Annotated in this window: 11 protein-coding genes; 7 read left to right on the top strand and 4 right to left on the bottom strand. The window is 45.8% G+C overall.

The window, feature by feature from the left end; genetic code table 11:
* The first annotated feature begins 60 nt into the window (after positions 1 to 60).
* Both BCT11_RS09350 and BCT11_RS09345 read left to right on the top strand, forming a co-directional pair.
* Entirely contained in the window at positions 61 to 1,290 is a 1,230-nt protein-coding gene (locus BCT11_RS09350; protein ID WP_102388180.1) for an NAD(P)/FAD-dependent oxidoreductase, read from the top strand.
* Positions 1,291 to 1,373: 83 nt separating this feature from the next.
* On the top strand, positions 1,374 to 2,681 hold the full coding sequence (locus BCT11_RS09345; RefSeq protein ID WP_102388179.1) for a dicarboxylate/amino acid:cation symporter: 1,308 nt from the start codon (positions 1,374 to 1,376) through the stop codon (positions 2,679 to 2,681).
* Positions 2,682 to 2,731: 50 nt separating this feature from the next.
* Here the strand turns inward: BCT11_RS09345 and BCT11_RS09340 are convergent, their stop codons facing one another.
* The 3 genes from BCT11_RS09340 to norR form a co-directional block, all read right to left on the bottom strand.
* The gene (locus tag BCT11_RS09340) at positions 2,732 to 3,265 is read right to left on the bottom strand and encodes a cytochrome b (RefSeq protein ID WP_005441227.1); all 534 of its coding nucleotides are present in this window, start codon (positions 3,263 to 3,265) and stop codon (positions 2,732 to 2,734) included.
* Positions 3,266 to 3,421: 156 nt separating this feature from the next.
* A complete protein-coding gene (locus BCT11_RS09335) occupies positions 3,422 to 4,069 on the bottom strand; it encodes an HAD family phosphatase (RefSeq protein WP_102388178.1) in 648 nt (215 codons plus the stop codon).
* Between the two features lie 97 nt (positions 4,070 to 4,166).
* Positions 4,167 to 5,699 (bottom strand): nitric oxide reductase transcriptional regulator NorR, encoded by a 1,533-nt coding sequence (norR, locus tag BCT11_RS09330; protein WP_102388177.1) that lies wholly within the window; start codon positions 5,697 to 5,699, stop codon positions 4,167 to 4,169.
* Between the two features lie 190 nt (positions 5,700 to 5,889).
* Between norR and norV the strand changes: the two genes are divergently transcribed.
* The 5 genes from norV (at position 5,890) to BCT11_RS09305 (ending at position 10,914) form a co-directional block, all read left to right on the top strand.
* Positions 5,890 to 7,392 carry an anaerobic nitric oxide reductase flavorubredoxin gene (gene norV / locus BCT11_RS09325; RefSeq protein WP_102388176.1) on the top strand — a complete coding sequence of 501 codons (1,503 nt, stop codon included), beginning with the start codon at positions 5,890 to 5,892 and terminating at the stop codon, positions 7,390 to 7,392.
* A 10-nt stretch (positions 7,393 to 7,402) separates the two neighbouring features.
* Entirely contained in the window at positions 7,403 to 8,551 is a 1,149-nt protein-coding gene (norW, locus tag BCT11_RS09320; RefSeq protein WP_102388175.1) for an NADH:flavorubredoxin reductase NorW, read from the top strand.
* A gap of 42 nt (positions 8,552 to 8,593) precedes the next feature.
* On the top strand, positions 8,594 to 8,932 hold the full coding sequence (locus BCT11_RS09315; protein ID WP_038870398.1) for a DUF1971 domain-containing protein: 339 nt from the start codon (positions 8,594 to 8,596) through the stop codon (positions 8,930 to 8,932).
* 663 nt (positions 8,933 to 9,595) lie between these two features.
* The gene (locus tag BCT11_RS09310) at positions 9,596 to 9,919 is read left to right on the top strand and encodes a DUF3302 domain-containing protein (protein WP_020194030.1); all 324 of its coding nucleotides are present in this window, start codon (positions 9,596 to 9,598) and stop codon (positions 9,917 to 9,919) included.
* On the top strand, positions 9,919 to 10,914 hold the full coding sequence (locus BCT11_RS09305; protein WP_045423803.1) for an efflux RND transporter periplasmic adaptor subunit: 996 nt from the start codon (positions 9,919 to 9,921) through the stop codon (positions 10,912 to 10,914). Before BCT11_RS09310 ends, BCT11_RS09305 begins: the two co-directional genes overlap by 1 nt.
* A 65-nt stretch (positions 10,915 to 10,979) precedes the next feature.
* Here the strand turns inward: BCT11_RS09305 and BCT11_RS09300 are convergent, their stop codons facing one another.
* A complete protein-coding gene (locus tag BCT11_RS09300) occupies positions 10,980 to 11,885 on the bottom strand; it encodes a LysR family transcriptional regulator (RefSeq protein WP_102388174.1) in 906 nt (301 codons plus the stop codon).
* Between the last annotated feature and the right edge of the window lie 243 nt (positions 11,886 to 12,128).

Genomic DNA, 12,128 nt, shown 5'->3' with positions numbered 1-12,128 from the left:
AAACGTATTTGCTGCGTTTTTGATTTTTATCTTTCGATAGATGGTTTCCGGGAGGGGAGTATGTCGAATTTTGTTGTTGTCGGTGGTGCTGCTGCGGGTCTAGAAATGGTCACGCGTTTAGCGAGCAGTTTTGCAGGCAAATCTGACCATACCGTTACTTTGGTTGAGCCATCTTCTCATCACTTATGGAAACCAAGACTGCATGAGATTGCGGCGGGAACGTTTGATAATGAGCTCGATTCGGTTGCGTTTCGTCTTCATGCTGCTTGTCACGGTTACCAATATGTTCAAGCGCGCATGTCAGGCTTAGACCGTGTAAATAAAACGATTACGGTGAGCGCAGAATTCTCTCCAGAGCAAACATTGAAATACGATTACCTCGTGATTGCCGTTGGCGCGATCAGTAACGATTTCAAAATTCCGGGCGTAAGCGATCATTGTTTGTTCTTAGATTCGGCTTCTCAAGCAGAAAAAGCTTGGGAACAGATGAAACAAATGCTAGCGAACGGTGGTTCACATCGTGTTTCTATCGTGGGTGCTGGCGCAACTGGTGTTGAGTTAGCGGCCGAATGGGCGAAAGTCAGCAAGCAATTAAACCGCTATCAAGATGATACTCAGCTTTCGATTACACTCATCGAAGCGGCAGATCGTGTGTTACCTGCAAGTGCTGAGTGCATGTCTGCTAAGGTACTGAAGAAACTACAAAAGCAGGGCGTTAACGTTCGCTTAAACACTAAGGTTCAGCGTGCAGAAGCAGACCGTATCGTGACGGAAAATGAAGTCATTCCTGCGGATCTACAAATTTGGGCGGCAGGGATTCGATGCCCGGATTGGTTAGCGAATCTTGATGGTCTTGAAAGCAACCGCATTAACCAACTTAAAGTGTTGCCAACACTGCAAACCACTCTTGATGAAAACGTGTTCGTCATTGGTGATAGCGCTGAATGCCCACAAGAAGATGGAAGCATCGTGCCACCACGAGCTCAAGCTGCCAACCAAGCTGCGGCGCATTTGGCGAAGCAATTTAAACGCTTGGTGAAAGGCAAAGAGCTAAAGCCGTTTGTATTCAAAGACGGCGGGATGGTTGTCGCACTCGGGCATGACTACGCGGTTGGCGCATTGATGAATGACAAACTCGTATTGCGTGGACGCTACGTTCGCCGCTTGTACGACACGATCTTTAGGCTGCATCAGCGCGTTATTTTCGGTTGGTTCCGCGTGTCGGCTTTGGTAGTGCTTAAACGAGTAAAAGGTTTATTGAACCCATATTACAAAGGCTCTTGGTCTTAATCCAAGCCGTGACTCTTCACTTCCATTTTTTCATTTTTATCGAGCGCCCAAATCATCAGGACTTGTGGCGCTAGGTGTTTTTTATGCGTCATTTGCAACTCTCTTTGCCCGTTCAACTTCTTATTTCTGCCCTACTTGCGTGGGGTGGGGCTCAAGCCATCCTTCTTTTAGTCGACCATGGGTTGACAGACAAATCGCTTTTACTGTCGAGTGATTACTACCAAATTTTAATGTTGGGCAAAACGGTCTACCTCGGCTTACTGAAAATGGTGGTGGGCTTGATGGTGCTGTTTTCTCTTGTCGAAGGCATCACCAATATTGGCTCAACCGTTCGCCTTAAAGCGCTGGGTGGGCGAACACTGCTCTTCTACAGTTTCACCACCTTAATTGCCATTAGTTTAGGACTTGGTGCGTCGTTAGCATTGCCTGCATGGGAGCCACTTAGCCAAAGCGTTTCTGTGGGTAGTGATGTCCATTTGATTGATGAGCAAGGCGCAGGTGGTGCCGCCATACTCTCTAATCTCGTTAAGATGGCGATGGTGAACCCGTTTGCTGCACTGGCGAATGGTAACTTACTGGCGATCGTAGTTTTCTCCTTTATGGCAGGCGTTGCGATTTTGCTGTCTGTTCCATCGGGTCATCCTTTGTTAGCGGTGATTTCGGGGCTGAATAAAAGCGTCAACACCATGATTCGAGGCATCGTTAAGCTGTCTCCGATTGCTATTTTTGCGATCGTGTTTGATATCACACTGACCTCAAGTGGGAATCTGATTCAGCAACTCGCCTTGTTTGCGTTACTGGTGTTTGTCCTCACGATGGTGCATGGGTTAGTCGTGTTACCCACGATTGCCAAGGTAATGACGGGCATTTCTCCAGTTGCGCTGTTTAAAGCGATTTCAGCACCATTAGCCATGGCGTTTGCAACGTCATCAAGTGCGGCGGCGCTGCCTTTGGCAAAACAAAGTGCGGAAGACAATTTAGATGTCGCGCCAGAAGTCAGTAGCATGGTGTTGCCACTCGGCTCTGTAATGAACATGGATGGTACCGCGCTATTTGAAGGTGTCGCTGCGATTTTCCTAGCACAGTTGTTTGGTGTGGATTTGAGTACCACTGGATTGGTGATGATCTTCATCATGGCAATGGTTTCTTCCGTTGGTGCGCCGGGTATGCCTTCGGGCTCCATGTCGGGGATGCAGTTAGTGCTGTTAGCTGCGGGTATTCCGCTGGAAGCGATTGCGATTTTATTGGTGATAGAAAGACCGCTAGATACCTTCCGCACCGCTGTTAATGTGGAAGGGGATTTGATTGCGACGCTTGTGATCGACCGTTGGCAGAAGAAGCAGACGGTAGAACCTCAACCGCTCGATTCTTCAGAGATGTTGATGAGCTAAAAGTAAAACGCACTCCCAATCAAGAGTGCGTTTTTGTATCTATGTAGATTCTATGAGCGACCAAGCATTCGAGAAATGGTGCCATCTTTGTCGACCACTTGGTGTTTGATTGCGCCAGCAACGTGGAGAACAAACACGGCAATCAGAATTTCCACTGCAGAGTGATGAATGGTTGAGCCGAGTTCTTGAAGCCAAGGGGTTTCTGGACCTTCAGCGATAATAACCCAACCGAAGATATCGACTGCTCGGCCGCCACCTGCGCTCATTGCGATACCAGAGATAGGCATTGCCAAAGTAGCGAGCAGAAGGATACCGTGTACCGCTTTGGCCGCTTTATCTTGCCATGCAGGCATTTCTGAAGCGGGTGGCAGAGCGCCTTCTTTTAAGCGCCACACTAGACGGATAAGAGCGACAACTAAAATGATAGCGCCTAGTGATTTGTGGATGCCATACCACTCAAACTTTTCTGGGCTGCGTGGCAAATCAACCATGTAAAGGCCAAGCGCGAATACACCGATAAAGGCAAGCCCCGTTATCCAGTGCAATGTAATGGTTTGCCAAGTTAATGGCTTCTTGTTGAGCATGAATTAATCCTCGTTTTATTTGTGGTTATGCGAGTGATTATCCATCAATGTTGTGAATAGAACTACACATCTCAGTGTAAAGTTGGGTAAATATTATCCACAAAAAACGCCCCAAAAGATGGAGCGTTTTTAGTCAGTTAGATGAGTGGGAACGGGCTATGCCTGTTTTAACTCAGCTAATGCGTGATGCAAGGAAGGAACAATCGTATGGCCAAAGGCACGAACTTCTTCGCAAGGTTCAACAAGATCTGGGATTTGGAAAGTAACCATGTGCGCCGCTACTGCAGAACGTACGCCATTGTTGGAATCTTCAAACGCGATACATTTGGTTGGATCTACGTTAAGACGATTTGCTGCAAGCAGGTAGATCTCTGGATCTGGTTTGCCGTGTGACACTTCACAACCTGTCGTTAAGTTGTCGAAATACTTGCTTAGGCCCGCCAGTTCCAACTTCTTCTGTGCTACTTCTTTCGCTGTTGATGTTGCCACTGCGGTAGGAATGCCTTTTTCCTTCACCCACTCTAGCAATTCAACTACGCCATCTTTCACTGGTATCGCTTGATGTTTTACCACTGCATCGTATCGGTCACGCCACTCTTTGTGCAATCGGTCAAGATCATCCCCATAAGCTTTGCGGAAAATCACTTCAATGCCTGCTGCATTGCGACCAATGATTGAAAGGTAAACGTCTTTATAGAATGGGAGGTTTTGTGCTTCACACGCTTCTTGGAAAATGCGCATGCAGACACGTTCCGTATCGAGGAGCAAACCATCCATGTCAAAAATAGCAGCTTGATAATTCATTACTTTATGACTTGTCGATTGAGATGGCGCATTTTGACACAAGCAAGATCGATTTTCCTGCGTAATTCCACCATCTCACGCGCTTTTTACCCAATCCCTATTTTATCCCTAGGCGTTTCGCTAATCGGTGTAAATTGCCGTTATCTATTTCAAGCTGACGTGCCGTTGCTGCCCAGTTGCCTTGATTCTCTTCCAGAGCTCGAACAATCATCGCTTTTTGGAAGGTGTCTGTGGCAGGCTTCAATCCGCCTTCTGGTAGCGCAAGCCGAGAGTTTTGCTCCGTTTCCTCTACGTTCTTGATGTTCTGATTCGGCGTTCTAATATCAAAATCTTGTTCGACTAACTCAATGTCCATGGAATGAGTACGCGCTTTTGCCAAAACACCAGCACGTTTAATGACATGTTCAAGTTCCCGAACATTGCCTGGCCATGAATAGTCTTTGAGTGCCAGCACCAAAGTAGGGGACAAACGAATGCTGTTTAATCCCAATTTGCTTCTCAAGCGTTCGGCGAAAAAGCCCGCTAACAACACCACATCGTCTTCACGTTCACGAAGAGGCGGAACATGAAGCGGGAAGATGCTTAGACGGTGATACAAGTCGGCTCGGAAGCGCCCAGCGGTCACTTCTTCATGTAATATACGGTTGGTGGCGGCGACAATGCGTGTGTTGACTCGAATATGGCGGTCATCACCCACACGTTGAATGTCGCCGTATTGTAGAGCTCGAAGTAACTTAGCTTGCAGTTCTAACGACAGTTCGCCAACTTCATCCAAAAACAGTGTGCCGCCGTCGGCTTGTTCGAACTTACCCTTGCGATTGCTGATCGCGCCTGTAAAAGCACCTTTGATATGACCGAACAACTCGCTTTCCGCCACTGATTCTGGCAGCGCCGCACAGTTTAGGTAAACCAAGGTATTGCTAGAGCGGCTAGAACGATGGTGAATAGCGCTGGCAACTAACTCTTTACCTACGCCCGTTTCTCCCATCACCAGCACAGACAATTCAGTATCGGCGACTGCATCAATCTGCTCTTGAAGATTTTGCATGCCCTTAGAGTTGCCAATGATTTCATTACTTAAGGTGCGCTTCTCGGCGTAAGAATCACGTGGCAGGCTCGCTTGTGTCTCTAGTTGTTCTAGTAGGAGTGCAGTGTGTAGGCCACCTGCTGCCAACGCGCTGACAAAACGTAACTCTTGGTTGCGTAGCCCATCAAATTGGTTGGGGTCGAAGGCGTCAATAGTAATGGCACCAATCAGTTGATCGTCTATCAGCAGAGGTAGACCAAGACAGGAATGGACATGCAGTTTGTCATCGTGGTTTGGAATCAAGCCATCGTATGGATCAGGTAAGTCGCTGTCAGAGGGAAAGCGCACGATATCGCCTGCTCGGGCTATGGCTTCTAACCTTGGGTGTTGCTCAATGGAGAAACGGCGTCCAAGCACTTCTTTCGCCAATCCATTGATCGCTAAAGGTTTAAAGTGCTGGTCTTCATACAAAAGAAGGGCAGAAGAGTCACACTTCAATACGTCTCGAATCGTGGTTAATAACGTATCGAAGCGAGCCTGTTGAGTGAGCGCTGAGTTAAGGTCTTGCGTGATGTGCAGCCATTGCGCGATTAAAGAAGTCATAGCCAATACCGATTGTGTCAATATGACTATTGTAGTGTCTTAATGACAATTTTCAACTGTGTCTAAATGACAGTTTTTAAAGTTGGGTTTTAATTAAGATATTGAAATGTATATTAATTAAAAGTTGGCACGCCCAGTGCAATACAAGAAGAAATTATTTTTGTTTATCCCGTCATTCAAGGTAGTAATTATGACAATTCACGTAAAAAACAACATCCACTGGGTAGGTCAACGCGATTGGGAAGTTCAAGACTTCCACGGTACAGAATACAAAATGACAAAAGGTACCAGCTACAACAGTTATCTAATTCGTGAAGAGAAAACCGTATTGATTGATACGGTCGATCATCGATTCAGTCAACAATTCATCCAAAATTTAGAAATGGAAATCGACCTTAAGTCTATCGACTTTATTGTGGTAAACCATGCTGAAGAAGATCACTCAGGCGCATTGTCGGCATTGATGGAGAAAATTCCGAACACGCCAATTTACTGTACAGAAGCGGCGATTGATTCGATTGTAGGTCATCACCACCATCCTGAGTGGAACTTCAAAACCGTGAAAACGGGCGAGAGCATTGATATTGGTAACGGTAAGCAATTGGTGTTCGTGGAAGCACCGATGCTGCATTGGCCAGACAGCATGATGACTTACCTAACTGGCGATGCAGTGTTATTCAGCAATGACGCATTTGGTCAGCACTACTGCGATGAACGTCTGTTCAATGATGAAGTGGACCAAAATGAATTGATGGAGCAGTGTTTGCGTTACTACTCAAACATCCTAACGCCATTTAGCAGCTTGGTAACCGCTAAAATCAAAGAAGTGCTGAGCTTCAACTTGCCTGTCGACATGATCGCAACGTCACACGGTATTGTATGGCGCGATAATCCGGTTCAAATCATCGAGCAATACTTGGCGTGGGCAGACAATTATCAAGAAGATCGCATTACGATTTTCTACGATTCTATGTCAAACAACACTCGAATGATGGCCGATGCCATTGCGCAAGGCATTCACGATGTTGACCCTGGCGTGGCGGTCAAAGTCTTTAATGTTTCTAAGCATGATAAGAATGAAATTCTCGCCAATGTATTCCGCTCAAAAGGCATCTTGGTTGGTTCTTCTACCATGAATAACGTCATGATGCCGAAGATCGCAGGCATGCTAGAAGAAATTACCGGTCTGCGCTTTAAAGCGAAAAAGGCCGCTGCATTCGGTAGCTACGGGTGGAATGGTGGCGCGGTGGATCGTATCCATGCTCGATTGACCGACGCAGGTTTTGAAACCGCAGTGAGTTTGAAAACCAAATGGCGACCAGATGGTAAAGCGATGCGTGAATGTCGCGAACATGGTCAGAACATCGCGAAATTGTGGGCAAAGCATGACCTGACAAGTCCTGTTATTTCTCCGGCGATTGCTGCGTCTGCACCACAAGTTCAATCACAACCCGTTGCACAAGTAGCAACACAAGCGGTAGTAGATGCTGTTCCTAGCAACCCTAGTACTGAGGCGCATCCCGCAGATTGTCAATGCATGGTTTGCACCGTTTGTAATTGGGTATACGACCCAGCTAAAGGCGAGCCTAATCAAGGCGTTGAACCGGGCACGGCATGGTCTGAAGTGCCAGATTACTTCTTGTGCCCAGAATGCCATTTGGGTAAAGACGTCTTTGTCGAATACAACGGGTAAGGGGGCGAATATGCAAGCACCTATTGTGATTATTGGTAGCGGCTTTGCGGCTTACCAATTGGTGAAAACAGTGCGTCGAATGGACGCACATATTCAGCTGCAAGTGTTTACTGCTGATGATGGCGCGGAATACAACAAGCCCGATTTGAGTCATGTATTTAGCAATAAGCAAACCGCCCAGGACCTAGTGGTTAAGAGTGGAGAAGCGTTTGCACAGGAACACAACATTGAGTTATTTGCCCATACCATGATTGAGCATGTCGATGTGCAAGCTCAGCAAGTGGTAGTCAATGGTCAAGTCTATCCTTACTCCAAATTGGTATTTGCGACAGGCGCGAAAGCCTTTGTGCCGCCAATATCTGGCGATGCAGCACCTGAGGTGATAACGCTAAACTCGCTACAAGAATATCAATTAGCGGAAGAGCAAATCAGCCGTGCGAAACGAATTCTAGTGATGGGTGGTGGTTTGATCGGGGTCGAGATCGCTATGGATCTTGCAGCCAGTGGTAAAGCCGTTACGGTGGTTGAGCCAAATCCCCGTTTGCTCGCTAACCTGATTCCTGAATTCGTCGCATTGCCGCTCGAAAACCAACTTAAGCAGCAAGGTATTCAACTTGCGTTGGAGACTGGGGTTGTTGCGATCAATCACTCAGATGATTCGCTGGTGGCAAGCTTGAGCAAAGGTAAAGCAATCGAAGCCGATGTAGTGATTTCAGCTGCGGGTTTACGTGCTAATACTTGGTTAGCGAAGGCTTGTGGGTTGAGCGTGAATAAAGGCATCGAGGTGGATACTCGATTACAGACATCAGTAGCCAATGTGTTCGCATTAGGCGATTGTGCTGAGATCCAAGGTCGAATGATGCCGTATCTCCAACCGATCGTGCTAAGTGCCAATGTTTTAGGGAAACAACTACTGGAGCAAGAAGCAGAGTTGAAACTACCGCCTATGATGGTAAAGGTCAAAACGCCGAGCTACCCAATTCAATTGGCAGGCGATTTTAGTTCGGTGACGAATTGGAGCGTGCAGATTTCTCAAACAGGCATTGCTGCTAAGGTAGAAGATGAAAATAGCCGACTCATGGGCTTCGTCGTGACGGGAGAACAAGTTACGCAAGCATTTCCACTACTTCGAGAGTTGTCTCAAGCCGGTCAGGCTTAACCGATTTAAACGAAAAGAATTGTAATTAGAGAGGGTATCATTATGTCGCATCTACGAATTCCTAAAGACTGGACTGTTCAACGTTCAACGCCTTTCTTCACTAAAGACAATGTGCCACCAGCGCTACTGACTCATCACAATACCGCTGAGGGTGTGTTTGGACAGTTGTGTGTCATGGAAGGGCAAGTGACTTACTACGGCTTTGCTGATGAACACGCCACAGAAGCAGAAGTAGTGGTGGTGATTAATGCAGGCCAGTTTGCTACCAGCCCACCGCAGTACTGGCATCGTATTGAGATGAGCGATGATGCTCAGTTCAACATCAATTTCTGGTCGAATAAAGACAAGAGTGGGCAAGCGATGTTCCACGCGAAGAAATAACGCATACAGAAGTTAATACAGCGCTAATTTGTCGGGAAGAAGCGTTTTCTATCAAGCTTAATTATTAAGCGTAGGTAAAAGGGCAGAGACTCGTCTCTGCTCTTTTTATATGTATGCTTTGGGGCACTTTAAATTCTTCACGGGTTTGTTCTGTGACTCTTATCACTAAGCAATAACTGTCAGTTAATTGAATTAGTGTTATGTTATAACATAATTTCAATTCCATTTTGAACAGTCAAAGAATAAAAGTGATTTTAGGTTTGTTGCTTGTGCCGGGTTATTAATACCCGTTTAGAGAGATGGAGGGGTCCAATCGATTTTTTCGGAATATTTACTGGTCTTGCAACCTTATCCAAAGCGATATCAATATTGGTATCGCTTTTTTTCTATCTATAGAAAGCGAGATTCGATCCTGTCCTGCTTATTATGAAACTATTCATAACTTGAATGGGTATAGAGGTCTAACTTGATGATTTTATGGACAATTAAATATTGCTAAACTGTCATTTAAACAGGAATCAATAGTCCTGATGTAAGCCTCATCCTACTATTTCTTCATTGCGACGGAGCGACAAGCTTAAGGAAAGTCATCACTCAGTTACGTTTTAGCAGTGTTTAGCGCGTCTTAAATGTCTAGAACGTCTTAAACTAGGAGCTTCCACAATGAATTTAACCCTGGACTACGCCTCTCTGGCGATCTTATTTGTGGTGCTATTGATTCTGATTTTTGGATTGATTGCCCTACACGATATTCCCTACGAAATTGCGAAAAAACGTAACCACCCTCATGCCGATGCGATTCATGTTGCGGGATGGGTGAGCTTGTTCTTTCTCCATGTGATTTGGCCGTTCCTTTGGATCTGGGCAACCATGTACGACGGAGAGAAGAAAAACTGGTTAGGTGCTAAGCCTTCTATATCTCAACAAGATTACGAGCAGCTGTTGGCTCGCATCAATCAACTTGAGCAAGCGAGAGGGGAAGAATAATGGAAACACTCATCATCCTAAGTTACGTAGCGCTGTGCGTTATCGTGTTTCGAGTATTTCGTGTGCCTAAAACCAAGTGGACACTCACTACTGCGTCGGTCATTGGCATGTTCATCGTTGGTTGGATTTTTCTCTACATGGCGATGTATCAACCGGTTTCTCGTATGGCGCGTTTGTATAGCGTGACGACGCCAATCACTTCTCAGGTAGAAGGCATGGTTACCCAAGTGTATGTGCAAGGAAACCAGCAAGTGAAAGCGGGTGATCCACTTTATCAAATTGACGACACGCCATTTAAAGACAAAGTGAACCGTATTCAAGGTGACATCAAACGTACGGAATCAGCGATTGATTTTTACCAATCTGAATTAGCGAGATACAAAAAGCTGGGTAGCAAAGGATACTCTTCTCAAGAGAAAATCGACAACATTGAGAACCAATTACTGGAGCAAAAAGCCAATCAAAGCAAATACCAATCCGAGCTTGAGGTTGCACAGTTTAATCTGAGCAAAACCACCGTTACCGCACCAACGGATGGGTATGTCACGCAAGTGGCGCTGCGTCCGGGTATGAAGAGTCGTATTGTGCCGTTTCAAGGCAACCTGACCTTTGTTCACAAAGAAGATAAACAGCTGTTTGCTGCATTTAAGCAAGCACCAGCGCGATATGTGAAAGTCGGTTATCCGGCAGAAGTGACCTTCAATACTATTCCCGGTCATGCATACAAGGCGCATGTGACACAAGTGAATGACATTTTTGCTCAGGGCGCGATATCACCATCAGGTAACATGAAGTACCCAGAGCAGATTCCTGCTGGTGGCCGAATCTTAGTGAAAGTGGAATTGGATAATCCAAACTTAGTCAAAGACATGCCATTGCCATCTGGCACTGATGCACACGTCGCGGTGTACTCACCGAAATGGGAAATGTTCAGCATTGTACGTAAAGTAATTTTGAGAATGCAGAGTTGGCAAAACTGGTTATTCGAAGGCTAATGACATCAAGGGCAAAGCAGCACGCTTTGCCCTTTTTCTATGGGTGTACTGCTATTGTTCGTCTGTTACTCAATGGATTGCGAGACCGCTTGTTTAATCGCATTCCTCAGCCATTCATGTCCTTTGTCGTTCTTCTGTGATTGGTGCCAAGTCATGTAAATAGGTACCTTATTGGCTTCAAAGGGCAACGGGAAAGCGTTCAATCCGAGCTTGCTTGCTAAGTTGTCAGAGAACCAACGCGAGGTAACGCATATCCAGTCGGTTTGTGACACTAACTGTAGCGCTGTCATGGTCGAGCCGGTGGAATAAGCCACTTGTCTCGGGGGAAGCGTATCTTCGATGATCAAAGAGTCTAAAGCGTTGGTGTTGAGCCGCTGCGTTCGCCAAGTTACATGAGACTCACGCATGAAGTCGTCGTACGTTAGCGTGTTTTGAATACGAGGATGATCTTGGCTTACAGTCACCATAAGTTCCTGTTCAAACAGCAATTCATTGTGATAACCATGATCCGTCAAAGGCACGGTAGCAAGGATCACATCCACGCGTCGACGTCTTAAGTCGTCTTGACGGTCTTGTTCGTTTAAGTGTTCCACATCCGCTTCAATAGATACCAATGGCGCATGCTGAGATTTGTATTTCGCCAAGGCAGGCACGAGCATTAAATCGATATCTTTATGGCTAGAGATTCGAAACGTGCGTTGGCTGGTTTCTGGCGTGAATTCTTGACGAGATTTCGACCCGTTGATCAATAGGCTTAAAGGCTCTTTGATTTCTGCGTGTAACTCAATCGCGAAATTCGTCGGCACGATACCTCTGCCTTGACGAACAAAGAGGGGATCTTGGTATTGATCTCTTAACTTGTTGAGTGCGTGACTCACGGCGGGCGCAGTGATGTTTAACGCGGTAGCGGCATCGTTGACGCTTTTTGACTTCATGACCGCATCAAACGTTTTTAACAAGTTAAGGTCCATACATGCTCTCTCAGTTGGTTATCTTTCATTGTAAGCAGACTATGAAAGTAAAATAAAGTTTAAGCACATTTGGCAAGCGTTCGTTCTAGAAGGGAGAATAAAACAGGCTTTTACTGAGTTGATTTGCTGTTAATTATATGAATAAAAAGGGTTTTATATGATTTTGTGGTAATTTTAGTCCTGATATATGGATCTAATATCACAAATTTCTATATTAAAGTTGTTTCATATTTGTTTGGTGAG

The organism is Vibrio sp. 10N.222.52.B12 (assembly GCF_002875385.1).
Lineage (GTDB): Bacteria > Pseudomonadota > Gammaproteobacteria > Enterobacterales > Vibrionaceae > Vibrio > Vibrio jasicida.
Note: the sequence above shows the minus strand (reverse complement) of the source record. Positions and strands in the feature narration are given on the sequence as shown.

Coding starts and splice junctions, on each gene's coding strand:
- norW (WP_102388175.1), top strand. CDS start 7,403: ATGCAAGCACCTATTGTGATTATTGGTAGCGGCTTTGCGGCTTACCAA.
- BCT11_RS09315 (WP_038870398.1), top strand. CDS start 8,594: ATGTCGCATCTACGAATTCCTAAAGACTGGACTGTTCAACGTTCAACG.
- norV (WP_102388176.1), top strand. CDS start 5,890: ATGACAATTCACGTAAAAAACAACATCCACTGGGTAGGTCAACGCGAT.
- BCT11_RS09340 (WP_005441227.1), bottom strand. CDS start 3,265: ATGCTCAACAAGAAGCCATTAACTTGGCAAACCATTACATTGCACTGG.
- BCT11_RS09335 (WP_102388178.1), bottom strand. CDS start 4,069: ATGAATTATCAAGCTGCTATTTTTGACATGGATGGTTTGCTCCTCGAT.
- BCT11_RS09300 (WP_102388174.1), bottom strand. CDS start 11,885: ATGGACCTTAACTTGTTAAAAACGTTTGATGCGGTCATGAAGTCAAAA.
- BCT11_RS09310 (WP_020194030.1), top strand. CDS start 9,596: ATGAATTTAACCCTGGACTACGCCTCTCTGGCGATCTTATTTGTGGTG.
- norR (WP_102388177.1), bottom strand. CDS start 5,699: ATGACTTCTTTAATCGCGCAATGGCTGCACATCACGCAAGACCTTAAC.
- BCT11_RS09345 (WP_102388179.1), top strand. CDS start 1,374: ATGCGTCATTTGCAACTCTCTTTGCCCGTTCAACTTCTTATTTCTGCC.
- BCT11_RS09350 (WP_102388180.1), top strand. CDS start 61: ATGTCGAATTTTGTTGTTGTCGGTGGTGCTGCTGCGGGTCTAGAAATG.
- BCT11_RS09305 (WP_045423803.1), top strand. CDS start 9,919: ATGGAAACACTCATCATCCTAAGTTACGTAGCGCTGTGCGTTATCGTG.